Below are 23,333 nucleotides of genomic sequence, written 5' to 3'. Positions count from 1 at the left end.
GGCGCCGCGGCTGGGGTCAGGCACCCGGCGACAGCGAATCCTGTATCTGATTCTCATGCACCGTGGCCGGATCGGGAACCCCGAAAGGCAACTTCTGCTCAAGCAGCCGGGTGAACAGATCCAGGTGGTCCGCAACCATCCGATCCGAGCTGAACCGTTCCTCGACGGAGGCGCGGCAGGCTGACCTGCTGAGCTCGGCGGCCCGGGGCAGCAGCGCCGGCAGCTCTTCCAGGGGGGCCAGGTAGCCGGTGGATCCGTGGTCCACCACCTCCGGTGCGGCGCCGACGGGGGTGCCTATTACCGGGGTCCCCGTGGCCAAGGCTTCAATCATCACCAGCCCGAAAGGCTCAGACCACTGGATGGGGTTCAGGAAGGCGCAGGCTTCGCCCATCAGCGCGTACTTTTCGGCGTTCCCCAGCTCGCCCATAAATTCCTCGTTGGGCCCCAGAAGCGGCTCAACAACCTCCCGGAAGTAGCGCAGCTCGTCGGGTTCGCGGATTTTTGCCGCAAGGCGCAGCGGGATTCCGGCCTTCCGGGCGATGGCGATCGCTTCGGCGGGACCCTTGTCCGGGGACATTCGTCCCACAAAGCACGCGTAGCCTCCCTGCCCGTTGCCCGTGGGGACGGCTGCCAGATTCATCCCGTGATGGATGACGCGGGCGACCGGAACGTCCGGCGCATGGCTGACCTGGTCGCGGGAAATGGCAATGATGCTGGCGGTCTTGCCGATGGCCCGGTAAATGTCCACCGCTGACGGCGTCAGCTGGCAATGGATCGTCGTCACCACCGGAACAGCGGACGGGCGATGGGCGTACAGCGGACCGGCCATCGTGTGGTCGTGGATCACGTCCACACCCCGCATCCCCCGGTACGCCCGTATCACGTGGCTGAGCTCCGAAAGGGTGGACCCCAGCTCAGCAGGTTCCGAAACCCTCATCCCCGAAACACGAGGGACCGGGCATTCGCTGTCAGAGGGAACAGCCAGCAAAACCTCATGCCCCGCAGCCGCAAAACCACGGGCAAGGCTGTCCACCACCCTCTCGGTGCCGCCGTAAGCGGGCGGAGGAACGGGAATCCAGGGTCCCGCAATAAGTCCTATCCGCATTCCCTGGCCTCCCAGGTGACAGAGCAGACGGCCCCGCACAATGGCTGTGGCGCCGTCCCCGGCGCATCGGGGCAGAATAATCGATGGCGTTCGGATGAAGAGCATCCGACGGCTGACTTCATAACCTACGTCAAACGATATTGTCCGCAGGGACGCCGGGCAAGGCTGGTAAATGGAGCTGCGCGCTGTGGCCAAGCCAACAGTGCTCGGTAGGAATGCCATCGCGTGGGATCGGGTTGTTGCAGGCATGAAGATTGAAATCTGGTCAGACGTCGCGTGCCCGTGGTGCTACATCGGCAAGCGCCGGTTCGAGGCCGCCCTGGCGGAATTCCCGCACCGGGACGAGGTAGAGGTGCACTGGCGCAGCTACCAGCTGGATCCCTCCCTGCCGGAGCACTACGACGGCACTGAGCTGGACTACCTCAGCACGCGCAAGGGCATGGCCCCGGAACAGGTCGCGCAGATGTTTGAGCACGTGGCAGCCCAGGCCAAAGGCGAGGGGCTCAACTACCGGTTCGACGCCGTCGTCGTCGCCAACAGCTTCACGGCCCACCGGCTCATCCACCTCGCCGCCGCGCACGGCAAGCAGGACGCCGCCAAGGAACGGCTGCTCAGCGACCACTTCGAGCACGGCAAGGACATCGGCAGCCGGAACTACCTCACGTCCCTCGGCGGAGAGCTGGGCCTTGGCGCCGCCGACGTCGCAGAACTGTTCAGCACGGACAAATACGCCGACGACGTCCGGCACGATTTTGCCGAGGCACGCGCTTTGGGCATCACCGGCGTGCCGTTCTTCGTGATCGACCGCAAGTTCGGACTCTCCGGGGCCCAGCCGGCAGCGACGTTCAGCATGGCACTCGAACAGGCCTGGCAGGACGCGCATCCGCTGGTCATGGTCGGCACCGACGGCTCAGCCACGGGAGACGCAGAGGGAGACGCCTGCGGACCGGACGGCTGCACCGTCTAAGTCAGCGCGGCGCGGCTCGGCGCGGCATGAACAGGTGCTAGGTGGTCCCGTAGAAGGGGTCGTTCAAGTCGTCGCGGTCGCGCGCCGCGTCCCTGCCGAGCCGGTCAAGGACGTCCAGATGGGTGTCGAGTCCCACCGGCTGCTCACCCGGCCGGCCGAGGAGGTAGCCCTGCCGGCGATGACGGGCTGCTGCGGTGCAGCGGTAAGGCCGGGCCGCAAGAGCCAGGCGAGCGTATGGGGTTCTTCGATGCCTTCGGCCACGACCCAGCCTCCGGACTCTTGGATGAACGTAATGGCGGCCGCGACGGTGGCCATCGAGGACGGGTCCGCATCGAGACGGGCAATGACCTCCCGGTCGATTTTCAGGATGTCGAACCGGACGAGCCTGAGGGCATGCAGGCCAGCGTTGCTCTTGCCCATGTCGTCCAGGGCCAGCCGGAAGCCCTTGTCGTGGGCTTGCCTGAGCGTGCGGACCGGGTCCGCGTGGTTCAGCGCGGCTTGCTCGGTAACCTCCAGCACGACGTCCCCCGGTTCCAGGCCGGCCACGGCCAATTCGGCAATGAGGTTGTCGAGGTCGAAGCCGGGCAGCGCGTCCGGATGCACGTTCAGGAACAACAACCCTTCCCACTGCCGGCTGCACACCTCTGCCAGCACAGCAGACCGTGCGCGGGCGTCCAGGGCCGCGGCGACTCCGAGGCGTTCGGCCAGCTCGAATGCCTCCTGGGGCCCGTTGATCCGGGAACCCTCCGGAAGGCGCATCAGTGCCTCGTGGGCAAGCACCACTCCACGGCGCAGGTCCCAGATCGGCTGGAAAGCTACGCTGAGCGGTTCACTGCCTGAAGCAAAGGCTGTCAGCTCGATGATTTTCTCGGCGCTGACCGTGTGGTCTTCCGCCATGGATTTGAAGGACACGCTCTGTCGCCGCCCAAGCCGCTTGGCTTCGTAGAGGGCCGCGTCGCTGCGCTCCCAAAGTTCCTTGAGAGCAAGCGGCTCACCTGCGTCGCTGGAGGCGATGCCTGCGCTGAACGTCACTCCGGGGAAGCGTTTGGCGAGGGCCGCACGGACCTGTTCGAGCGCTTCGGCTGCCTGTCCTTCGTCGCTGCCGGGCAGGATGACGGCGAACTCGTCGCCTCCCAGGCGGAACGGCGTATCGGAGTCGGCGAGTTCCTCCAGTGCGTCGGCAAGGGCCACCAGGACGCGGTCGCCGTGACTGTGCCCCAGCCGGTCGTTGAGCTGTTTGAATCCATCAAGGTCAAGCAGCGCCAGCGTCACCACCGGGTACCTCGCGTCCGTCAGCGCAGCCTCAAGTGACGGCTGGAACGGGCGGCGACCCGAAAGCCCGGTCAGCGGGTCCGCGTCGGCCTGCCGCTGCGCCTGCAAATGGCGGCGTTGCAGGGACCGTCCCCCGAATACATAGGACAAGGGGGTCGCGACCAATACCGCGGCCAGCAGTCCGAGGAGTTTGTTGGACCCAAGGTCCCCGGCCATTCCGGTGATCATGTCGGCGCGCTGGTCAATCTCCAGCACCAGGGTTCCTTCCGGCGCGGACACCGGCACCAGGAATTCGTACCTGGTCACGCCGGTGCCGCCGATTTCCGTTTCGGTTTCGACGGTTGTTTCACCCGTCGAGAGCACCTCGGAAAAACGTGATGCGTCAGCATTGTCCGACTCGCCCCCGCCGGCCTCAGTGTCACCACTGGCGATCAGCGTCCCGGCCGCGTCGAACAAGCCCACGTAGACCGTGCCCGCGCTGCGCTGCAGATGGTGGATCTCGGCAGCAACCGCTTCCTCACGCTTGGCCGGGTCCGAATCCGCGGCCAGGGTTTCCTCGAGTTCTGTGGCCACCTCCTCGTAGGTCTGCCGGTAGTCTTCCAGCCCACGGTCGAGGATCTGCTGCCGGGCCACGCCGTACTCAATCAGTCCTGCAACGAGCAACGCGGCCGACACCGCGATCGCCCAGCGGACCATGAAGGCCAGGCCCGGCGCACTGAAACCGCGTCTGCCGTGGCGTGGCCGCCTACGGTTGGACCCGCTTTCTTGTTCGCTATCCGCCCAAATGTGATGCCCATGATGTTCCACAACGCCCCCAGTCGCAATGAATAGGCACACTCTACCTGCGCCACCTTCATCCGACAGCGAGAGGTCAGATGGTTTGCTGACAGATCGCGGTAAGGTGTGCGTATGCCAAGGATTTCGGCCCCCAGCAATGCTGCGCAGCGCGCCGAGACCCAGCGCCGCATCCTGACGGCGTTCGGCGAACTCCTTTTCACGCACGGGCTGCCCGGACTCACCATGACGGACGTGGCGCGGCACGCAGGCATCGGCCGCACTGCCGTGTACAACTACTACGCCGACATCGAAGAGCTGCTGATCGCCTACGCCCTGGTCGAGACCGAGCGGTTCCTGTCCGAACTGCGTGAATCGCTGAACCGCCTGGACAACCCGGTGGACCGGCTCGCCCTGTATGTGCGGGCGCAGGTCGAGGACCTCAGCCGCCGGCACCTGCCGCCCGGGCCTGCCATGGGCGCCGTCCTCTCGCCCGCGTCCTTCGCCAAGCTTGCCGACCATGTGGGCGGCCTCAGCGACCTGCTCCAGGACATTCTGCGCGACGGCATGCAGGAGGGCTACTTCCCGGTGGCGGATGCCCGGCAGCAGGCGCAGCTGATCCACGGAACACTGTCATCCAGCGCCGCCCGCGGCAGCGACGAGCCGGAGGACCTGGAAGAGCGTATTACACGGACTGTCCGCTTCATCCAGCTGGGAGCCGGCGCCAGGTTTGACGACGGCGGCCGCCCGGTGCGTCTTAGCCCTCCGCCCGCCGCGGCGGGCTAAGCCGGGCAGTGGAACAGGGCGTCCGGCGCCCTGGGCGGCTGGTGCCGTTCAGGTCATGCTCGAGCCAGGCGGTTACGGAACGGGCCGGGGCTTAGGGCTTGGCGCCCCGTGTGGGACTGGCTGTGGGACTGGCTGTGGGAATGACCGGCCACGGGGAGTCATCGGCAATGCGCCGGCTTTCCCGCGGGCAGCTGAGCTGGCCCGGTGTCTGGTCGACGAGCGCGGGCTTGATCAGGCCGCGGTAGTCGCCGGCCAGGATCACGTCCACGCTGGCATCCGAGCGGCCGTCCTGGAAGTAGTCGGAACCCGGCACGTTGCGCTGGACGCTGAAGGCCGCAGCCTGTCCGGCCGCTCCGGAAACGACAGCTGCCACGCCGCGGTAGCCGGTCTCGGTGTTTCCCACGGCGCCAACAACAAATTTCCGGGCACGGAACTCGTTGGCCGCGGACTTGGCCAGGCCCGCCCGACTCGTCGAATTGTAGACGTTGACCTTGACCTTGGCGTTGGGCGTGTAGTCGAACGTGGTGCCAGGGCAGAGAGCCGCCCTCTCCTGGGTCTGTATCGCCGTCGGGAACTTGATCTGGCCGCTCATGACGCCCACGGCGCCCAAGATGCCGGCGACAGTCAGGGCAAGGAGCAGGACGAGCACTACGCCGTGCAGGATGCGTCGCCGCAGCCGGCCCGGGTCGTCCAGCGTGTCGTCCGGTTCCTCGAACGTGGCCCGGAGCTCGGGGCCGGTGACGACGCGGTGCCCGTGCAGGACCGTGGCATCCTTGGGTTTTCTAGCCATCGATCACCAGCACGCGGGCGTGGATGGCGGTGCGCTGGTGAAGGGCCGTGCGGACCGCCCGGTGCAGGCCGTCCTCCAGGTAGAGCGTGCCTTTGTACTGCACAACATGCGGAAAGAGGTCGCCAAAGAAGGTTGAATCCTCGGCCAGGAGGGCTTCAAGGTCGAGGGTCCGCTTGGTGGTCACGAGTTCATCCAGGCGCACAGGCCGCGGCGGAAGGGCGGCCCAGTCCTTGGGCGTGCTGAAACCATGGTCGGGGTAAGGGCGTCCCTCGCCCACAGCTTTGAATATCACCTTGTAAGCCTAAGCACCTTGCCCGTTCAGGGGAATGTGGAACCGGCCCGGTCCGGAGGTTGTAGCCAAACAGTAACCATGTGTCACATCTGGCCGACTTGCGCCCGCCTCAGCCGGCCAGCCGGCGCCGGCTGTCAGAATGGAGGCATGACTGCACCCCCTGCGAATGCTGCCGCCGCCGGCTTTGGCGCCCACACGCCGTCGGCCCCTGCCCTTGCCCTGCTCCTGGACGTCGACGGCCCGGTCGCCAGCCCTGTCACGAGGGACGTGAAGCCGGAAATCATCTCCGATCTCGTGGCCCTGGCCACCGCAGGTATCCCCGTCATCTTCAACACCGGGCGCTCGGACGCATTCATCCGCGAGCAGGTCATGGAGCCGATGATCGCTGCAGGCATGCCGGCCGGGACCCTGATCCACGCCATCTGCGAAAAAGGCGCTGTGTGGTTCAGCTACACCGCTTCCGGCCCCGGCCCGGTTCACGTGGACCACGAGCTTGCCGTCCCCGCAGCGTTCGGGGACGACGTCCGGCGGATGGTGGCCGAAGACTACGCCTCGCACATGTTCTTTGACGAAACCAAGCGCGCCATGGTGTCCGTGGAGCAGCACATCGAGGTGCCCAACAGCGAGTACCTCGCCGAGCAGCGGCTGTTCGATGCAGAGGCGATGGAGCTGATGGAGCGCCACGGGCTGGGCGTGGTCAGGCTGGAACACCACGCGCCGAATTCCGATGACGAGATCGACTACCGCGTGGACCCGACCATCATCTCCACGGACATCGAGTCCATCCGCCTCGGCAAGGACCTCGGCGCGAGCCGGGCGGTGGAGTTGCTTGCGGCCCAGGGCATCACGCCGCAGGCCTGGCGGACAGTGGGCGATTCCCGGACGGACTACGCCATGGCAGACTGGCTTCACCACAACGACCACCAGGTCAAGCACGTGGACGTCCGTCCCGCAGACGGCGTGCCGGTCAAGCCCTACGACATCCTCACGGCCGCTGATCTGGGCCTGGACGCAACGGTCATTCACGACGACGCCGGAGGGGCCTTCCTCCGCAGCTGGCGGGAAGCGCTGGCTGGCTGAGCCCGCTGCCGCCGCTGCAGGAGCGCCGGAATTTTTCCTGCAGTTTTTTCGGCAGGACTATCATGCAAGTAAGACCCCACCCCCGAACAGCACGGAGAAACACCATTACAGACGTAACGGTTCAGGATGACATTTACTACGGAGGCCAGGCATCCGAGGACGTACCCGCGCATGCGGAAGTAACGTCGCCGGCTGCTGTTGCGCGCCTCAAGCACCGCCCCGACATCGTCCGCCGCTCGGGCCGGTATGCGCTGATCAACGAGAACCGGACGCCGTACCAGGCGATGGTGGAGGATCTGCTGTTCCTGCGCAACGTGCTGGCCGCGGCCGGGCTGGACTACCTGCTGGTCCGGGGCAACAACGACCGCCCGGTGATCGCGCTGGACTGGAAGAACCGCAAGAAGCTGCGCGCCGCCCTCGTGGACGCCTGCCAGAGCGAACCGTTCTACTCGATGACCGTGGACGCCAAGAAGAAGACGGCCGTGCTGGTGGCCGACGGTGAACTCTCAACCAACCGGCAGGCACGGATCTTCCGGCTGTACCGTCCCCGCGTGGAGCCCGCCGGCGGCTTCGAATTCGGTGCGTCGGCCGGCGTGCAGGTGGAACTGTGGAGCTTCCAGGGCAACGAAGTGATCCTGCCGATCGAGAATTCGCTCACCCGCCGCACCATGATGGCCCACGACGCCGTCCGCGGAACCGTTGAGCGCTACGGCCACACCTGGCCCACCATCGAAAACATGTTCGCGGACCACGCGAGCGACATCAGCTTCGACATCGACCTGGTCTTCTCGTGGGTGGACGGTAGTTCCCCCGAATACATCGCAGCCCGGCGGGCGCGGATGGCCGGAGCCGTCGTGGGGGAAGGCGACGACCACGAGGCGCGCTACCGCCAGATCAACGAACTCAAGTATGCGCTCCGGTCCGTGTACATGTTCGCCCCCTGGATCCGCCGCATCTTCATCGCCACGGACTCCCCCGCGCCGGAATGGCTGGCGGACCATCCGTCGGTGACGATTGTCCGGAGCGAGGAGTTCTTCGCGGACCCCTCCGTGCTGCCGACGCACAACTCCCAGGCCGTCGAGTGCCAGCTGCACCATATCGACGGCCTGTCCGAGCACTTCCTGTACTCCAATGACGACATGTTCTTCGGGCGCCCGGTCGGACCGGACATGTTCTTCACGCCGGGCGGGATCACCAAGTTCATCGAGGCCGAGACACGCATCGGCCTGGGTGACAACGACGCAGAGCGCAGCGGATTCGAAAACGCAGCGCGGGTGAACCGCAAACTGCTGTGGAACCGCTTTGGCCGGATCACCACCCGGCACCTTGAGCACACGGCTGCGCCGCTGCGGCGCAGTGTGGTGGCCAAGATGGAGCGGGAGTTCCCCGCGGAGTTCGCCAAGACGGCGGCGAGCACGTTCCGTGCCGCGGACAACATCTCCGTGACCAATTCCTTCTACCACTACTACGCCCTGCTCACCGGACGCGCAGTCACCCAGACAGCGGCGAGGGTCAGGTACGTGGACACCACGGCCCGCGCCGGCCTGAACTACCTCCCGAAGCTGCTGGCCAAGCGCAACATGGACTTCTTCTGCCTCAATGACGGCAGCTTCCCGGAGGTTCCGGCACAGGAGCGGGCGGAACTCGTCACCGACTTCCTGGAAAAGTACTATCCCATCAAGGCGCCCTGGGAGAAGTAGCCGGGGAGCGCAGGCCGTTGCCCCCGGCTACCTCGCGGTCAGGACGGTTCGCTATTTGGCGGTCAGGACCGGGCGCTTGACCTGATCGGGGATGCGGACCCCGGCGGCGGCCAGCCGACGTTCCGTCTCCTCCGGGCTGACGTACTCCCCTACTGTCGGTGCGGCTCCGAGCGGAACGACCGAATGCACGATCGTGTGCTCATAGACGTGCACGAGGTTGAAGGCTTGTCCGGCGTCGCGGCCGCGTGTGCCTCCCACCGGGACGTTCAGATCCTGGGTGTAACACGTGGCCGAGGCCACCGACACCGGGATGCCGGCGAACGTTCCGGTGGTCGAATAGTGCAGGTGACCGGCGAGGATAGTGCGGACATCAGAGTTGCGGACCACCGCGGCCAGGGCAGCCTGGTCACGGAGCTCCACGAGCACGGACAGGTCCAGGACCGAGGGCACCGGAGGATGATGCAGCGCCAGGATGGTGCCGTCCGGGGCAGGGGTCTCCAGCTGGGCTGCAAGCCAGTCAAGCTGATCGTCGCTGAGCTCACCGTGGTGGAACCCCGGCACGGAGGTGTCCATGGTGATGACCCGCAGGCCGTTGACGTAGTAGCTGTGGTCCACAGGATCGTCGTTGCCCGGCTGGTCCAATAAGCCGGCCCGGAAGTTGGCACGGTTGTCATGGTTGCCCATGGCCCAGATGACCATCGCACCAAGGTCCCTGCACGCCGGTTCAACGATCGCGCGGAGCTTGGCGTAGGCCTCGGGGTCGCCTTTGTCTGCCAGGTCACCGGTGAAGATCACGGCTTCCGGGCGCGCGCCGGAGGCTTGTACCTCGTCGAAAAGCTGGATCAGGCGGGCTTCGCTGTCAACGGCTCCATAAAGGGGGTCCGGACCGCCCAGCAGGTGGGGGTCACTCAGGTGGAGTAGAAAATGACGCGGCCGGGGGTGCTCGGCCTCGATGAGCTCCATTGCTGCCTTCGCGGTAGTTAGGAAGCGGGGCGCCTCCTGTGTCCCTCTCAGTACGCTCCATCCAACCAGATAAAAAGCGAACTTTGGGGAAACTGGAGTTGGCATGTTGAAAAATTACGGCTGCGCCGCCGCTTTCGGGCTACCTTCCTCGCTTTCGTTTAATGACGGCGGTCATCACGCGATGACCTCCTCGATGGCTTGCCTTAGCTCCGGCGACGCCGGATCCACGGCGGAGGCGAACCGCCCCACAACTTCACCGACACGGTTGACGAGGAACTTCTCGAAGTTCCACTTGACCGTGCCCGGCAGAATGCTCTTCTTGAACTTGGTCAGCTCGCTGTACAGGGGGTGCTGCTCTTTGCCGCGGACATTGGCCTTGGCAGTCAGGGGGAAGGTTACGCCGAAGTTTTTCTCGCAAAAGTCGGAGATCTCCGCGTCGTCGCCGGGTTCCTGCCCGCCGAACTGGTTGCAGGGGACGCCCAGGATCTCGAGTCCGCGGCCGCGGTAGGCCGCGTAGAGCTCTTCAAGACCGGCGTACTGCCGCGTGAACCCGCACTCGGAGGCTACATTCACCACCAGCACTGCGTTCCCTTTGAATCGTCCGAAAGCGGTAGCGGTTCCGTCGTTGAGTGTCAGCGGAATCGTGTGGAGGGAAGTCACATGGTGCTCTCTGGCCGGGTGCATAGGTGTCATTAATGACAACGGTAATAGCTGCCGCTGCATTCCTTCGACCTCCTAACCCGGCTGGCGAACAGCCGGACGGCGGGCTACCGCCCGCCGCACCTTACGGCGCGGCGGCGGGTTCCACCGTTACTACACCTTCAGACACGGCCTCTGTGGCGGCAGCCACGGGGGCCTCAGTTGAAACGACTGTCGACGACACCACGGGTGCCGGATCAGCTGTGGGGACCGGCTCAGCCTGGACGGGAGCCACGGCCTCCGTGGGCGGCGGCGTCGGAACCGGATCGGTCACCGGCGCGGACTCGGTTGGTGTCGGCTCCGCTGTCACGACCGGTTCCGTGGGAGGGACCGGGTCAACGGGCACCGGCTCGGTGGTCACGGGCGGCGGCTCCACCGGCGCCGGTTCAACCGGAGGCGGAGTCGGATCGACCGGCGTCGGCGTAGGTGTGGGGGTGGGCGTCGGGGTGGGCGTCGGCGCCGGCTTGGTTGTCGCGGGGGCTGTCGGCTTGGGCGTTGCGGTGGTGGTCGGCGTCGAGGCCGCCTGTGTCGACGACGAGCTGGACACCAGTGTGGTCCCGGCTGCGGAGCTGGTCCGCGGGTTGGCGGCCAGAGCGGCAGCAATGGGCGACAGGCCGTCGTCGGTGTTCCCCGTCAGATAGGGGACGGCCCAGCCCGAGGTGACAGCGGCGCCGGGGTCGAAGCTGGTCAGGACCGCCGGAGTCAGCCCGTCGATCTGCCGGATGGGCAGCAGGGTCCAGTTCGACGGGTCCTGGTGTTGGCCATCCTTAACTACTTCGAAATGCAGGTGGCACCCGGTTGAGGATCCGGTGCTGCCCACTTCTGCGATGACCTCGCCAACCCGCACCTCATCGCCCTTTTCGACTGCTATGCCCTGCAGGTGGTTGTAGGTGGTGATCAGCCCGTTCCCGTGGTCGATCTCCACCCGGTTACCTCCGCCCCAGGGGTGCCATCCGGCTGCCCGGACCACTCCGGAGTCGGCGGCGTAGACGCGGGTTCCGCAGGCCGCGGCATAGTCCTGGCCCCAGTGGAATTCACCATCTTCGCCCGTAATCGGGTTGTGCCGCAGCCCGAACCCGGAAACCGGGTTGAGCACTTCAAGCGGCGCCATGAGGAAGCCTTCGCCGGGGCGCTGTAATTCAGTGGAAGCCACGCCGGGCGTTCGCGGCTTGGTCCGGTTCCCGACCGTCGACGTGTCCACGACCGTCCGGCCGTAGCGGATCCTAGCCAGGGCGTCAGCGGCCGCCTCGCCCAGCACATGCCCTTGGTGCGTGCTGTCCGGATCAAGGAGCGCCGGACCCACAACTCCGGAGGGAGCTGCCAGCGGGACGGCGTCCCCGGCAGGTTGCTGCAATGAAGTGGCCGGTCCTTGGAACCCAAAGGCGAAGACGGAGAACCCGACAACCACAGCCGCGGAGAGACTCCGCAAAGCAATCCGGCCAGGTCCAACTGCCCTCGATGCGCGTCCGTTTCCCCCATGAGTTGCCACTGAAATCTCCTGAATTAGGACCCGCCAACTTCCTTTCTCGACGAGCGTGTCCTCCATTGTGGCCACAGGCCAAGCCGGCGGGAAACCCCTAAAACTGGGGGGATAATGCGGTGCTTTTCATAGGCTTAAGCCGCCAGCATCCGTGGGCAACAATATAAACATGCGGAATTTCCCTAGGGAATGGCGGGCGGAAGTTAGGCGGACGCTCACCGGAAGTCCGGACGTGCCGCCCGACTGGTCACTGGCGTTTGCCCAGGGCGATGACCCGGGCTACTACCTGCCCGGTTCTGCAGTCTGGGCCGTCCATGGGGGCATGCCGACATTAATCGCAGGCATTCGGTCCCTGCTTATGCAGACGCTCCACCCCGGCGTCCTTGCGGGTGTCCACGACCACTCGAACTTCCGCGAGGACCCCGTGGGCCGGCTCGTCAGCACCACCCGCTGGATTCACGCCGTCACCTACGGTTCCCAGGCCGACGCCCTTGCCGCGAGCAGGCGCGTGCAGCGGCTCCACGAGTCGGTGCACGGAAAGTACATTGATGGACAGGGCGGGGTCCGGGACTACTCGGCGAACGATCCCGAGTTGCTCGGGTGGGTGCACCTCACCTTCACCGACTCGTTCCTCTGCGCTCACAAGGTGTGGGGCGGGCGCATCCCGGGCGGTCCCGATGCGTACGTCCGGGAATGGGCACAGGCAGGCCGGCTGATGGGAGTGGACTCGCCTCCGCTGAGCGAGTCCGACCTGAAGCCGCAACTGGACGCCTGGTTCGCATCAGGCGAGCTTCGTGCCGACGAGCGCGTTGCGGAAACCGTGGCCTTCATCCGCAATCCGCCCCTGCATCCGTTCCTGAAGCCCGGCTACCGCGTTCTGTTCGAGGCCGCGGTGCTCAGCCTGGAGCCCCGATACCGCGCCATGCTCGGCCTGCGGAGAGCCCGGCTTGGTCCCTTCCCGTTCCCGGTGACCATCGCCGCCCAGGTGACTCTCGCCGTCGTGCGCCTTGCGCTGGACCGGACAGGGCCGAGTGAGCACGCGGCCCGGGCGCGGCTCCGCCGGCTGGGCGTTGCCTAGAAACAGAAAAACCCGGTTCCGACAATGTCAGAACCGGGTTTCCCGATGGCGGAGAATGGGGGATTTGAACCCCCGAGGGCGTTAACCCAACACGCGTTCCAGGCGTGCGCCATAGGCCGCTAGGCGAATTCTCCAGTAGCTTCTGAATCAAAAGCAGATACTAGAATACCTGAACTTTTCAGCATCGCCCAATTGGGCCATTCGGGGGCTTCAGACGGCCCACGAACAGGCGGCACCGCGCCCGCCCTGGTGCCCTCAACGACCGGTGACGTGCGGGTGCCCGGCTGGCAGGATGGTGCCATGTCCCAGCTCCACGCGCTCGTTGCCTACGTCCCGGAATCCCACGCCGAAGAAGTGCTCGCCGCCATCGGGGATGCCGGGGCCGGCTGGCTGGGCAACTATTCGCACTGTGCGTTTACGTCTCCGGGCACGGGGCGCTTCACGCCCCTCCCAGGAGCCGAGCCCTTCATCGGCGCCAGGGGCGTGGCGGAGCAGGTGGCGGAAGTCCGGATCGAGTGCGTCGTGGAGGAGGAAAGGCTCGACGGCGTCATCCGGGCACTGCGGGCGGCGCACCCTTATGAGGAGCCTGCCTTCATGAGCTGGCCCGTGAACGGGCACCGGTGAGGGGCCCGGCACCGGGCCCCTCACCGGTGCCCGGGCGGCCGCTTCGGAGCCGATTCGGGGCACGCCAAAACTTCGGGTAAACTGTCTGACGGCCCCTCATGTGGCGTCATCCTGTTGAACTCCCCCAGGACCGGAAGGTAGCAAGGGTAGACGGGCTCTGGCGGGTGCATGAGGGGTCTTTTATGTCAGTCCCGATTGGTAGGGTTTTCTCTGTGACTGTTACTACTGCCCTTTACCGTAGATACCGCCCCGATTCGTTCGCGGACGTTATCGGGCAGGAACATGTCACGGAGCCGCTCATGACGGCCCTGCGGAAAAACCGGGTGAACCACGCCTACCTGTTCTCGGGCCCGCGCGGCTGCGGCAAGACCACGTCTGCCCGGATTCTGGCCCGCTGCCTCAACTGCGCCAAGGGCCCCACGGACACCCCCTGCGGCGTGTGCCCCAGCTGCGTGGAACTGGCCCGCGGCGGCTCGGGGTCCCTCGATGTGATCGAGATCGACGCCGCCAGCCACGGCGGTGTGGATGACGCCCGGGACCTCCGCGAGCGCGCCACGTATGCTCCGGTGCGGGACCGCTACAAGATCTTCATCATCGACGAAGCCCACATGGTCACCTCGGCCGGCTTCAACGCCCTGCTGAAGATCGTCGAAGAACCCCCGGAACACATCAAGTTCATCTTTGCCACCACGGAACCGGACAAGGTCATTGGAACCATCCGGTCCCGCACCCACCACTATCCTTTCCGGCTGGTGCCGCCAGAGCCGCTCATGGCCTATCTGGAGCTTCTCTGCAAGCAGGAAAACGTGCCTGTGGCGCCCGGCGTGCTGTCGCTGGTCATCCGCGCCGGAGCCGGGTCCGTCCGCGATTCCCTCTCCGTCCTTGACCAGCTGATGGCCGGCGCAGGCCCCGATGGCCTGGACTACGAGCTCGCCGTCGCGCTCCTGGGCTATACGCATGCTTCGCTCCTGGACGACGTCGTCGAGGCGATCGCAGCCTCGGACGCCGCCACCGTCTTCCGGGCAGTGGACCGCGTCATCCAGACGGGACACGATCCCCGCCGCTTCGTGGAAGACCTCCTGGAGCGGTTCCGGGATCTGATCATCGTCCAGGCAATGCCGGAGAGCGCCCAGTCCATCCTTCGCGGCATGCCCGCGGACCAGATTGCCCGGATGCAGAACCAGGCGCACAACCTCGGTGCGGCCGAGCTGTCCCGCGCAGCCGACGTCACCAATACCGCGCTCACGGAAATGACCGGCGCCACGTCACCGCGGCTGCACCTCGAACTGCTCTGCGCCCGCATCCTGCTGCCCAGCTCCGAACAGACCGAACGCGGGATCGCGGCCCGGATTGACCGCGTGGAGCGCCGGCTGAACTACGCCGGGAACGACGTCGGCGCTCCCGCCGCCGTTTCCGCAGCCCCCGCAGGGACTGCTTCTGCCGCGCCCGCTGCTGCAGCTCCCGTTCGGCCGGCCGCGGCCGCTGCTGCCCCGGCTCCTTCTGCAGCGGCCGCTTCTGCACCAGCCGTTCCGGCCGCCCAGCCTCCCGCAGCCCAACAGCCGGCAGCCGCTCCCGTCACTGCTCCTGCCGAGCGGGAGCCCCTCGCTGCACCCCGGATCAGCACCAATGACTGGCCGGTTGATGAGTCACCTGCGGGCGTCCGCCGGGCGGCTTCGGAACCGCCGGCCGGAGCCGGGCGGGAAGTTGCTGCGCAAGGCAGGCCCGCCGAGCCCGTGCAGACGCCCCGGGCCGCTCCCGGAGAGCAGGCCGCACCGGCTTTCCAGTCAGCGCCTGTCCAGCCGGCGCCTGTCGCGCCGCCCGTCAGCGACTCACGGCCCGCCCCTGGCACGCCGGCTGCCCGGGGTCCGGAGTCACGGCCGGAACCGGCCGCGGCGCAGTCTGCTCCGCCGCAGCGTGCGGCATCCGCACCGGCCGGCGCAGGTGCCGACGTCGAGGTTCTTCGCCGAGCCTGGCCGGAGATCCTGCAGACCCTCACCAAGATCAAGCGCAGCACTTGGGCCCTCGTGGAGCCGAACGCCCAGGTCGGCCAGTTCGACGGCCAGGTGCTCACCCTCGTCTTCACCACGTCCGGGCTGGCCGGGGCCTTCGGCCGCGCGGATCATTCCGAAAACCTGCGGCAGGCCATCCATAAGACGATCGGCATCGACTGCCAGATCACTGCGGTGGCGGCCGGATCCAGCAGCGCAGCGAGCTCTGAGCCAAACCCAAAAGCTCCTACTAGCCGGGACGTCCCGGCTACCACAACGGATGCGGACTGGGGGCTTGCCCCTGCCGCACCCGATTCAACGCCCGCTTCCGCGCCGGCTGCACAGAGTCGCGCCGCTTCCGTTGCGGCCCCCTCTGCCGCGGGGCGTTCGGACGCAGTTCCCGCGGACGGAGTTCCCTCGGACGGGGTTCCTTCGGACGGGGTTCCCTCCGGTGCGGGGCCGGCGCCTGCAGCGCGGCCGGCCGCTTCTGCCCCGGCCGTTTCCACGCCGGCCGTGTCATCGTCGGCCATGTCCACGCCGGCTGTGTCCTCGTCAGCTGAGTCCGCCCCGTCGGCGGATCCTGCGGCTGTATCGCGCCCGGCCGACGTGGCCGGAGCTGAAGCGGCCGCGCCCCTTGCGGCTGGGACCCGCGGTGACGGCGGCGGCCAGCCGTCGCCCGCGGACGGGCAGACCTCGCCGGGGCAGGCGTTTGACGCCGCGCAGGCCGGCGCTTATTCCTACCCGGACGACGATTGGGGGCCGCCCCTCGACGAGGACGCGCCGCCCCTGGATGAAGAACCTCCCATGGACTGGGAACCTTCGCCCCAGGCTCCGGCACGCCCTGCCACGTCTTCGCCCAACCTGCCCCGTGCAGCTCCGGCTGCCGTCGCCCCGGCCTCCGCCGCCCCCGGTGACCGCACCCCTGCACAGGACACATCCGATGATCCGTGGTCGCGTGCCGTGGAGCAGGCTCCCGGCGTGTGGCTCCTCGGTTCCGAGACCAATGTCGGCAGATCCCAGGGCGAGCCCGGTGACGCGCCGGAAACGATCCCCACGGAGCCGGCCGCCCCGCGCTACGAGCCGGCAGCGGCGCAGATTCCCCGGTCCGAACGCCCAGGAGCGAACGTCCCGGCGAGTGCACCTGTTCCTGCGAGTGCACCAGTTCCGGCGACCGGCTCGGCTCAGCCGCTGGGCAACGGCGGCACTCCCCCGCCGGCCGGAACGCCTGAGTCGGGAGTGCCGGAGTTCGCCCCCGCCTACGCGATGGCATCCGCCCAGGCATCGGGCAGCCATGATTACGGCGTCTCTGTACCCGGCATGCAGGCACACGGCACTCAGGCGCCCGGCATTCAGGTGCCCGCTGCGCGAGCTGTCAGTGCACAAACACAGATGCGTGTTCCGGTCTTCGCGCCGAGCGCCGCTCCGGTTACGCAGCCCGGCCCGGCGGCCGCTCCGGCCCACTCGGCAGGAGCCACTGCAGCAGCTCCTCCAGTGCCCGGCAACGGAAAGTTGAGCCTTTACCAGAGGCTGTCCAACAGCCCCGAGGCCGAGGCAGGACGGGCCAAGGCGCCTGCCCGGCAGGCCGAGCCCGCGGCGCCTTACGTGCAGGACATTCCCAGTGCGGACGACGAAACCATCGAGGAATCGGGCGTCTTTGGCCGCGCCGCCGTCGAGCGTATTCTGGGCGGAAAGCTCATTGAGGAACGGTCGCTGGACGGAAGCCCGCTGGTGCCCCGCTACTAGGCCCAACCGATCACCGCCTGACAGCCTGGCGTCCCTGCCCGGCCCCGCCGCGCCGGCCACGCCGGCCGGAGGTCTTCCAACCAAGTAATCGAGGACATTGTGTACGAGGGTGCAGTTCAAGAGCTGATCGATGAGCTCGGACGCCTCCCCGGCGTGGGGCCGAAGTCGGCCCAGCGGCTGGCCTTCCACATCCTGGAGGCCGACCCCCAGGACATGAAGCGCCTGGTGGAGGCCATCACCACGGTGAAGGAGCGCGTCAAGTTCTGCACGGCCTGCGGCAACGTGACAGAGCAGGAATTGTGCAACATCTGCCGGGACCCGCGCCGGGACCCGTCGGTCATCTGTGTTGTCGAGGAATCCAAGGATGTGCTGGCCGTGGAGCGCACCCGGTCATTCCGTGGCAGGTACCACGTGCTGGGCGGTGCGATCAATCCGATTGCGGGCATCGGCCCGGACCAGCTGCGGATCCGCGAGCTCCTCACCCGGCTCAATGACGGCGCCATCCAGGAAATCATCATTGCCACCGACCCGAACCTGGAGGGGGAAGCGACGGCAACCTACCTGGCGCGGATGCTCAAGTCGATCGGCATCACGGTCACCCGGCTCGCCTCCGGCCTGCCCGTTGGCGGCGACCTCGAATACGCCGATGAGGTCACCTTGGGCCGGGCCTTCGAAGGCCGCCGCAACGCCCTGAGCTGACCGCACAGGGTCACAATTCAACGCGAGGCGGACGGCGGCGATAAACTGTTGGCATTAGTTACGCCGTCGCGCCGCAAGGCCGCCTGGCCTCCAAAACTCCGATTGATCCAGTGAGGGTGCACGCATGAGTATGCCCAGTACCGATGTGAAGACCGAACCTCAGCCGCAGGAGCTGGCCGTTGGTGACACCGTCACCACGCAGCTCATTGTGCAGAAGTTCGGCGGCTCCTCGGTGGCCGACGCTGAGGGCATCAAGCGGGTTGCGAAGCGCGTGGTCGATGCGCAGAAGGCCGGCAACGAAGTTGTTGTGGTCGTCTCCGCGATGGGCGACACGACCGACGAGCTCCTGGACCTTGCCGCGCAGGTCACCGACTCCGCCCCGGCGCGGGAGATGGACATGCTCCTCTCCGCAGGCGAACGCATCTCCATGGCGCTGCTGGCGATGGCAATCAACAAGTTCGGCGCCTCCGCGCAGTCCTTCACCGGTTCCCAGGCCGGCATGATCACCGACGGCATCCATGGCAAGGCCCGGATCATCGACGTCGATCCGCACCGCATCCGGACAGCCCTGGACAAGGGACACATCGCCATCGTGGCCGGCTTCCAGGGCATGAGCCGCACCACGAACGAGATCACCACCTTGGGCCGCGGAGGTTCGGACACGACGGCGGTGGCCCTCGCCGCCGCCCTCGAAGCCGACGTCTGCGAGATCTACACCGACGTGGACGGCATCTACACGGCCGATCCCCGCGTCGTGCCGTCCGCGCAGAAGATCGACCGGATCTCCAGCGAGGAAATGCTGGAACTGGCCGCCTCCGGCGCCAAGATCCTTCACCTGCGGTGCGTTGAATACGCCCGGCGGTTCGGCGTGCCGCTGCACGTCCGTTCCTCATTCAGCCAGCACGAAGGCACCTGGGTCCTGCCCGGCGCCGATGACAAGATCACGACTCAAGAGGGAGTTGCCTTGGAGCAGCCAATCATCTCCGGTGTTGCACACGACCGCTCGGAAGCGAAGGTCACCGTTGTGGGTGTACCGGACATTCCCGGCAAGGCTGCGGCGATTTTCCAGGTGATCGCTGACGCGCACTCGAATATCGACATGATCGTCCAGAACGTCTCCACGCACGGCACCGGGCGGACGGACATCTCGTTCACCCTTCCCATCGTCGAGGGCGCGGATGCCCTGGCGGCCCTCCGCGCGGCCGAGCAGGAAATCGGCTTCGAGAGCATCGAGTACAACGAGCACATCGGAAAGCTGTCCCTGATCGGTGCCGGCATGCGTTCGCACCCGGGCGTCTCGGCCACGTTCTTCAAGGCACTGTCCGCAGCCGGCATCAACATCAACATGATCTCCACGTCGGAGATCCGCATCTCGGTTGTGACGCACGCAGACCTCCTGGATGACGCGGTCCGCGCCATCCACAAGGCCTTCGATCTGGACAGCGAAGCAGAAGCCACCGTCTACGGCGGCACCGGCCGCTAAGCACCGGCTGCGCCTACCCGCTCGGCCAGTCCCGTCGGCGCGACCTACTTGAGGTCGCTCTTGCGGACTGCATAGTGGTGACCCTCGGAGTCAGTCTCGACTTCAAACTGGGCCAGATCGTCCTCTGAAGCGTGCTCATAATCGTCATGCAGGTGAACCACCGGTGCGGTCTGATCGCCCTGGGTGGCTGGGCCGAATATGAACCGGAGCCTGTCGGTCATGTCCATAAAGCCAGCAAGCACATGTGCCACAAGTCCCACCCCCTTCCCTGATCGAAGGCGGAGAGCAACTGCTCTTCCATACTGCCAGTGCCCCTATTTTACGCCGGGACCACGAAAATGGCCCCCGGCCGGGCGTGAGGGTCGGGGGCAGGCGAAGGGCGTTTTACGAAGGGCGTTGGGATCTAGCGCAGGGACTTGTCGTCGGGGTTGCGCGGCACCACGTAGGTGCTGCCGTCGGGGCGCTTGACTGTTTCCCACTGCCGGGTCTCGGCCTCGCGCTGGGCGAGCAACCTGCGGTTCTCCTCGGTCATGTCATGCCCCAGGGAACTCCGGTTTGCCGGGCCGAAGATGGCCCTAAGCTTGCCGGTTGCGCGCATGAACCTCTGTGTTGCGTTCTCTTTTGCCACGGTATCCACTCCATTTCCAGGGCCACTGCCGGAATCAACGATACACTAATCATTAGTGCACTAACTATCGAAGGGATGCTCATGACCGGCCGACCGGAAGCCCATGCCACGTCCTCAGCCACCGGGCCAGCCGCTGGCCCCGAAGTACTCGAGGACGACCTCCTGCTGGAACGCCAGCTGTGCTTCGCCCTGACCGTCGCCTCCCGCAGCGTTGTTGGCGCGTACAAGCCGGTGCTGGACAAGCTGGGGCTGACGCATCCCCAATATCTCGTCATGCTGTGCCTGTGGGAATCAAGCCCTCGCTCGGTCCGCGACATCAGCGACGCCCTGGCCCAGGAGCCCGCCACCATTTCACCTCTGCTCCGCCGCCTGGAAACGGCCGGACTCATCACCAGGCGCCGCGTTGAAGGAAACGAACGCGCCCTGGCTGTCGAGTTGACCCCAGCCGGAGCCGCCCTGCGCCGGCGGGCAACGGAGGTTCCCGGCACCATGATGGCCAAACTGGGACTGACCCGGGAACAGGTGGAAAGCCTGCACCGCGCCATGATGGACCTCATAGCCGCCACCGGTTCCGCCCGGAACTAGCGCATCACCAGCGCTCCGCGCGCGCCAAGCGGCGAACGCTCCACACGTACGACGCCGGCACTCACCACGTGAGGTGAGTGCCGGCGTCGCATGTTGTTGCCGGAGCACCTGGCCGCCCCGTCCGGGCGGCCGCCAGGCGCTATGGCGCTACGGGCCGCACCGCCACCGGAGAGCGGACGCTGTTCTTGGACGAGGTCCATGTCAGCGAGCCCATGGAATAGGTGTCCAGCGGAGCTCCGGCGGTGGTGAAGGTGACTGTGAAGGTCGCGCGTTCACCCTTAGCCAGGGTCACCTCGGCAGGGCTTACCGTCGCGGTGATGCCGGGAAGCGTGACGGCCGCCCGGTAGGTTCCCGCTGTCAGTGCAGTGACGGTGCGGGTGACGGTCTGGCTGCCGGCCAAGGCACCGAGCGCCACCGACGGCACGTTGACATCCTTGGCGGCGATCGGCGCCACACCCAATGCGAATCCCTGCCCCTGGAGGAAGCCCATCCAGTCGGCAATTCCAGCGTCGTAGACGAGCCCCGGCGAGGAGAATTTGGCCGGATCCACATGCCCGGCGCCCTGGGCGAAGACGTCATGCACGGCGGCACCGTCAGCGTTGACCAGGTCATAGGCGGTGGTCATGATGGCGGACTTTACCGCCGCCGGTGACCACTGCGGGTTCTTTCCGAGCAACAGGGCACCGGAGCCGGCAATGTGCGGCGCCGCCATGGATGTGCCGGACAGGAACCCGAACTCCTCGCCCTTGAAACCGATCGGCGAAACGGCAGCGAGCACCGCCACGCCGGGAGCCGTGACGTCCGGCTTCAGCAGGTCGCCGTCGGATGCAAGGGTTGGCCCGCGGGAGGAGAAGTCCGCGATCTGCGGCACCGGCGGCAGTTTCGCGCCCGTGGTGTCAGTGGCTTTGAGGCTTGCGGTCAGCCCTGGATTGGCCGTGACCACATCCTTCACCTTGGGGTCGTCGACGTGGACAGTGGGAACAGCATGCAGGTCCGCGTCCATGGACCCTGGGACCAGGTTGACCAGCACCATGCCCACGCCGCCTGCCCGTTTGACCTCGTCACTCTTGGCGACCCGCGGCACCACACCCCGGTCGCAGACCACGATCTTTCCGGCCGCCTTGGCCGGGTCGAGTGTGTCCGGAGCGCAGAGCGCCGCGTTCGCGTCCACGGCAGCGGCCGCCTTCACGGTAACCGCAAGGACGATGGGCTTGGAGCCCACCTCGGTGCTCATCACGCTGGCTCCGGCGAATTTCGCGCCGTTGGACAGCTCAGCGGTTCCGCGGAGGGAGTTGTCGAACGTGGAGGCCGCAACACTGGTCAGCCAGGGACCCGCATGGTTCACAGTGCCCGCACCCGGCCCGGCATTGCCTGCCGACGTCGCCACAAACACCCCTGCCGCTGCAGCATTGAGGAAGGCCAGGGATACGGCGTCGACCGTTGAATTATTGTTGCCGGAGATGGAGTAGTTCAGTACGTCGACGCCGTCCAGGACGGCATCCTGGATGGCGTTGAGGATGTCGGATTCCAGGCACCCCGTTGCCTCAGGGACCGTGCCTTCCCAGCAGACCTTGTATACGGCGAGCTTCGCCGCCGGCGCAACGCCCGAGCTCTTTCCGAAGTCCCGTCCGCCCGCCACCTGGGTGACGTCGCTGTTACCGGCAGCAGTGCTGCCCGTGTGCGAGCCGTGGCCGTTGACATCCAGGGGGGAAAACTTTTCCAGCGGCGACCGGAACTCAGGGGGAACCGCGGCCTTGTAGGCCTGGTCGTAGAAGCGGGCCCCGAGCACTTTGCTGTTGCACTCAGTGCCGTCGAAGCCGTCACCGCTCACGCAGTTACCCACGAACGTTCCGCCGTTGGCCTTCTGCATGCCGATGACGTTGCCTTGCAGACGGAACGGCTCGCCCACGTCGGGAGTGCCGGAGAGCGGCGAGACCTCGTCACCGGCGAAGAACGGGTTGTCCGGCGAGTAGCCGGTGTCCAGCATTCCCACAACCACGCCCTTGCCGGCATCGCTTTCGCCGCCGAAGTGCTTTTCCCAAACGCCGTCGCCGCCGGGAAGGCCGAGGAAATCGCTGGTGGAGTAGTCGGGCTTGCGCAGGCTGTCAGGGACCACGGCCAGCACGTTGTTGTCGCTGGCCAGCCCCTTGACCTGTGCCGCCGAGAGTGCGGCGCTGAAGGCGTTGACGGCCAGGGTGTAGCTCCTGTTGATCGTCACGCCCTTCGCAGCGGCCGCCTGCCGCTGCTTGGCCTTGAGGTGCGCGTCGTACTTACGCGAGTTGGGGCCGGAGGGGTTCAGTTTCTTGCCCTTCGGGACCGCCGTGCCGGGAATGCCGGGCACACCGCCCGAATATGTGGCCAGCGGCTTGTCCTTGAGCATCACAATGTAGCGGCCGTCATCAAAGGATGAGTCGCCGGAGCGGACGGTCGCCGGTGCGCCCGCCTGTGCGGATGACGGCCCTGGCGCTGCCGCCGTCGGTGCGGCGAGGCCCTGGCTGATGACCATTGCGAGACCGGCTGCCAGTACTGCGGGTAGCCGTCTGCAGAATCCGGGGCGGGAAGTTTCTGGATGGGGGGTCATGGGGAGATGCCTTCCT

General features: G+C 66.6%; 20 protein-coding genes, 1 tRNA gene and 1 other RNA gene. 11 read left to right on the top strand and 11 right to left on the bottom strand.

Annotated elements, in window-relative coordinates; genetic code table 11:
* Nucleotides 1-16 precede the first annotated feature (16 nt).
* A complete protein-coding gene (locus J7I89_RS09730; RefSeq protein WP_214969471.1) occupies nucleotides 17-1,105 on the bottom strand; it encodes a glycosyltransferase family 4 protein in 1,089 nt (362 codons plus the stop codon).
* A gap of 247 nt (nucleotides 1,106-1,352) precedes the next feature.
* Here J7I89_RS09730 and J7I89_RS09725 point away from each other — a divergent pair, with 247 nt between their 5' ends.
* Nucleotides 1,353-2,072 (top strand): DsbA family oxidoreductase, encoded by a 720-nt coding sequence (locus J7I89_RS09725; RefSeq protein WP_214969612.1) that lies wholly within the window; start codon nucleotides 1,353-1,355, stop codon nucleotides 2,070-2,072.
* A 63-nt stretch (nucleotides 2,073-2,135) separates the two neighbouring features.
* On the opposite strand, the gene J7I89_RS09720 is transcribed toward J7I89_RS09725, so the two are convergent.
* Nucleotides 2,136-4,040, bottom strand: coding sequence for a diguanylate cyclase (locus J7I89_RS09720; protein WP_214969469.1), 1,905 nt, complete (start codon nucleotides 4,038-4,040; stop codon nucleotides 2,136-2,138).
* 213 nt (nucleotides 4,041-4,253) lie between these two features.
* Between J7I89_RS09720 and J7I89_RS09715 the strand changes: the two genes are divergently transcribed.
* Nucleotides 4,254-4,904, top strand: a complete 651-nt coding sequence (locus J7I89_RS09715) for a TetR/AcrR family transcriptional regulator (RefSeq protein ID WP_214969467.1) — start codon at nucleotides 4,254-4,256, stop codon at nucleotides 4,902-4,904.
* 91 nt (nucleotides 4,905-4,995) lie between these two features.
* Here the strand turns inward: J7I89_RS09715 and J7I89_RS09710 are convergent, their stop codons facing one another.
* On the bottom strand, nucleotides 4,996-5,694 hold the full coding sequence (locus J7I89_RS09710) for a LytR C-terminal domain-containing protein (RefSeq protein ID WP_214969465.1): 699 nt from the start codon (nucleotides 5,692-5,694) through the stop codon (nucleotides 4,996-4,998).
* The gene (locus J7I89_RS09705; RefSeq protein ID WP_104140389.1) at nucleotides 5,687-5,986 is read right to left on the bottom strand and encodes a type II toxin-antitoxin system VapB family antitoxin; all 300 of its coding nucleotides are present in this window, start codon (nucleotides 5,984-5,986) and stop codon (nucleotides 5,687-5,689) included. Before J7I89_RS09705 ends, J7I89_RS09710 begins: the two co-directional genes overlap by 8 nt.
* Nucleotides 5,987-6,133: 147 nt before the next feature.
* On the opposite strand from J7I89_RS09705, the gene J7I89_RS09700 reads away from it, so the two are divergent.
* Both J7I89_RS09700 and J7I89_RS09695 read left to right on the top strand, forming a co-directional pair.
* The gene (locus J7I89_RS09700; protein ID WP_214969463.1) at nucleotides 6,134-7,066 is read left to right on the top strand and encodes a hypothetical protein; all 933 of its coding nucleotides are present in this window, start codon (nucleotides 6,134-6,136) and stop codon (nucleotides 7,064-7,066) included.
* A 62-nt stretch (nucleotides 7,067-7,128) separates the two neighbouring features.
* Nucleotides 7,129-8,766 (top strand): stealth conserved region 3 domain-containing protein, encoded by a 1,638-nt coding sequence (locus J7I89_RS09695; RefSeq protein WP_214969461.1) that lies wholly within the window; start codon nucleotides 7,129-7,131, stop codon nucleotides 8,764-8,766.
* 51 nt (nucleotides 8,767-8,817) lie between these two features.
* Here J7I89_RS09695 and J7I89_RS09690 read toward each other — a convergent pair whose 3' ends face one another.
* The 3 genes from J7I89_RS09690 to J7I89_RS09680 all read right to left on the bottom strand — a co-directional run bounded on the left by J7I89_RS09690 (nucleotide 8,818) and on the right by J7I89_RS09680 (nucleotide 11,782).
* Nucleotides 8,818-9,729 (bottom strand): phosphodiesterase, encoded by a 912-nt coding sequence (locus J7I89_RS09690; RefSeq protein WP_214969459.1) that lies wholly within the window; start codon nucleotides 9,727-9,729, stop codon nucleotides 8,818-8,820.
* A gap of 174 nt (nucleotides 9,730-9,903) precedes the next feature.
* Nucleotides 9,904-10,389 carry a glutathione peroxidase gene (locus J7I89_RS09685; RefSeq protein WP_308159857.1) on the bottom strand — a complete coding sequence of 162 codons (486 nt, stop codon included), beginning with the start codon at nucleotides 10,387-10,389 and terminating at the stop codon, nucleotides 9,904-9,906.
* Nucleotides 10,390-10,513: 124 nt separating this feature from the next.
* The gene (locus J7I89_RS09680; RefSeq protein ID WP_251045108.1) at nucleotides 10,514-11,782 is read right to left on the bottom strand and encodes a M23 family metallopeptidase; all 1,269 of its coding nucleotides are present in this window, start codon (nucleotides 11,780-11,782) and stop codon (nucleotides 10,514-10,516) included.
* A 295-nt stretch (nucleotides 11,783-12,077) separates the two neighbouring features.
* On the opposite strand from J7I89_RS09680, the gene J7I89_RS09675 reads away from it, so the two are divergent.
* Nucleotides 12,078-12,986, top strand: coding sequence for an oxygenase MpaB family protein (locus tag J7I89_RS09675; protein WP_214969455.1), 909 nt, complete (start codon nucleotides 12,078-12,080; stop codon nucleotides 12,984-12,986).
* A 46-nt stretch (nucleotides 12,987-13,032) separates the two neighbouring features.
* Here the strand turns inward: J7I89_RS09675 and J7I89_RS09670 are convergent.
* Nucleotides 13,033-13,120, bottom strand: a tRNA-Ser gene (locus J7I89_RS09670).
* Nucleotides 13,121-13,286: 166 nt separating this feature from the next.
* Here J7I89_RS09670 and J7I89_RS09665 point away from each other — a divergent pair.
* From J7I89_RS09665 to J7I89_RS09645, 5 genes are all read left to right on the top strand, one after another.
* Nucleotides 13,287-13,610, top strand: a complete 324-nt coding sequence (locus tag J7I89_RS09665; protein WP_214969453.1) for a hypothetical protein — start codon at nucleotides 13,287-13,289, stop codon at nucleotides 13,608-13,610.
* A gap of 87 nt (nucleotides 13,611-13,697) precedes the next feature.
* Nucleotides 13,698-13,794, top strand: an RNA gene (gene ffs, locus J7I89_RS09660) — signal recognition particle sRNA small type.
* On the top strand, nucleotides 13,793-17,341 hold the full coding sequence (locus tag J7I89_RS09655) for a DNA polymerase III subunit gamma and tau (RefSeq protein WP_214969451.1): 3,549 nt from the start codon (nucleotides 13,793-13,795) through the stop codon (nucleotides 17,339-17,341). Before ffs ends, J7I89_RS09655 begins: the two co-directional genes overlap by 2 nt.
* A gap of 99 nt (nucleotides 17,342-17,440) precedes the next feature.
* Nucleotides 17,441-18,040, top strand: a complete 600-nt coding sequence (recR, locus tag J7I89_RS09650) for a recombination mediator RecR (protein WP_214969449.1) — start codon at nucleotides 17,441-17,443, stop codon at nucleotides 18,038-18,040.
* Between the two features lie 124 nt (nucleotides 18,041-18,164).
* A complete protein-coding gene (locus J7I89_RS09645) occupies nucleotides 18,165-19,523 on the top strand; it encodes an aspartate kinase (protein WP_214969447.1) in 1,359 nt (452 codons plus the stop codon).
* Between the two features lie 44 nt (nucleotides 19,524-19,567).
* Here J7I89_RS09645 and J7I89_RS09640 read toward each other — a convergent pair whose 3' ends face one another.
* Both J7I89_RS09640 and J7I89_RS09635 read right to left on the bottom strand, forming a co-directional pair.
* Entirely contained in the window at nucleotides 19,568-19,750 is a 183-nt protein-coding gene (locus J7I89_RS09640) for a hypothetical protein (RefSeq protein ID WP_251045129.1), read from the bottom strand.
* Nucleotides 19,751-19,926: 176 nt separating this feature from the next.
* Nucleotides 19,927-20,151: a hypothetical protein gene (locus J7I89_RS09635; RefSeq protein WP_214969443.1), complete on the bottom strand. Its 225-nt coding sequence runs from the start codon at nucleotides 20,149-20,151 to the stop codon at nucleotides 19,927-19,929.
* A gap of 81 nt (nucleotides 20,152-20,232) precedes the next feature.
* Between J7I89_RS09635 and J7I89_RS09630 the strand changes: the two genes are divergently transcribed.
* Nucleotides 20,233-20,736: a MarR family winged helix-turn-helix transcriptional regulator gene (locus tag J7I89_RS09630; protein WP_214969441.1), complete on the top strand. Its 504-nt coding sequence runs from the start codon at nucleotides 20,233-20,235 to the stop codon at nucleotides 20,734-20,736.
* Between the two features lie 139 nt (nucleotides 20,737-20,875).
* On the opposite strand, the gene J7I89_RS09625 is transcribed toward J7I89_RS09630, so the two are convergent.
* A complete protein-coding gene (locus J7I89_RS09625; protein ID WP_214969439.1) occupies nucleotides 20,876-23,317 on the bottom strand; it encodes a S8 family serine peptidase in 2,442 nt (813 codons plus the stop codon).
* Between the last annotated feature and the right edge of the window lie 16 nt (nucleotides 23,318-23,333).

Source organism: Arthrobacter sp. ISL-5 (assembly GCF_018613835.1).
Lineage (GTDB): Bacteria > Actinomycetota > Actinomycetes > Actinomycetales > Micrococcaceae > Arthrobacter.
Note: the sequence above shows the minus strand (reverse complement) of the source record. Positions and strands in the feature narration are given on the sequence as shown.

What these genes read in the sequence shown, in the direction of transcription:
- J7I89_RS09730 (WP_214969471.1), bottom strand. Translation starts at nt 1,105, where the DNA reads ATGCGGATAGGACTTATTGCGGGACCCTGGATTCCCGTTCCTCCGCCC.
- J7I89_RS09725 (WP_214969612.1), top strand. Translation starts at nt 1,353, where the DNA reads ATGAAGATTGAAATCTGGTCAGACGTCGCGTGCCCGTGGTGCTACATC.
- J7I89_RS09720 (WP_214969469.1), bottom strand. Translation starts at nt 4,040, where the DNA reads ATGGTCCGCTGGGCGATCGCGGTGTCGGCCGCGTTGCTCGTTGCAGGA.
- J7I89_RS09715 (WP_214969467.1), top strand. Translation starts at nt 4,254, where the DNA reads ATGCCAAGGATTTCGGCCCCCAGCAATGCTGCGCAGCGCGCCGAGACC.
- J7I89_RS09710 (WP_214969465.1), bottom strand. Translation starts at nt 5,694, where the DNA reads ATGGCTAGAAAACCCAAGGATGCCACGGTCCTGCACGGGCACCGCGTC.
- J7I89_RS09700 (WP_214969463.1), top strand. Translation starts at nt 6,134, where the DNA reads ATGACTGCACCCCCTGCGAATGCTGCCGCCGCCGGCTTTGGCGCCCAC.
- J7I89_RS09695 (WP_214969461.1), top strand. Translation starts at nt 7,129, where the DNA reads ATGCAAGTAAGACCCCACCCCCGAACAGCACGGAGAAACACCATTACA.
- J7I89_RS09690 (WP_214969459.1), bottom strand. Translation starts at nt 9,729, where the DNA reads ATGGAGCTCATCGAGGCCGAGCACCCCCGGCCGCGTCATTTTCTACTC.
- J7I89_RS09675 (WP_214969455.1), top strand. Translation starts at nt 12,078, where the DNA reads ATGCGGAATTTCCCTAGGGAATGGCGGGCGGAAGTTAGGCGGACGCTC.
- J7I89_RS09665 (WP_214969453.1), top strand. Translation starts at nt 13,287, where the DNA reads ATGTCCCAGCTCCACGCGCTCGTTGCCTACGTCCCGGAATCCCACGCC.
- J7I89_RS09655 (WP_214969451.1), top strand. Translation starts at nt 13,793, where the DNA reads ATGTCAGTCCCGATTGGTAGGGTTTTCTCTGTGACTGTTACTACTGCC.
- J7I89_RS09645 (WP_214969447.1), top strand. Translation starts at nt 18,165, where the DNA reads ATGAGTATGCCCAGTACCGATGTGAAGACCGAACCTCAGCCGCAGGAG.
- J7I89_RS09640 (WP_251045129.1), bottom strand. Translation starts at nt 19,750, where the DNA reads ATGGACATGACCGACAGGCTCCGGTTCATATTCGGCCCAGCCACCCAG.
- J7I89_RS09630 (WP_214969441.1), top strand. Translation starts at nt 20,233, where the DNA reads ATGACCGGCCGACCGGAAGCCCATGCCACGTCCTCAGCCACCGGGCCA.
- J7I89_RS09625 (WP_214969439.1), bottom strand. Translation starts at nt 23,317, where the DNA reads ATGACCCCCCATCCAGAAACTTCCCGCCCCGGATTCTGCAGACGGCTA.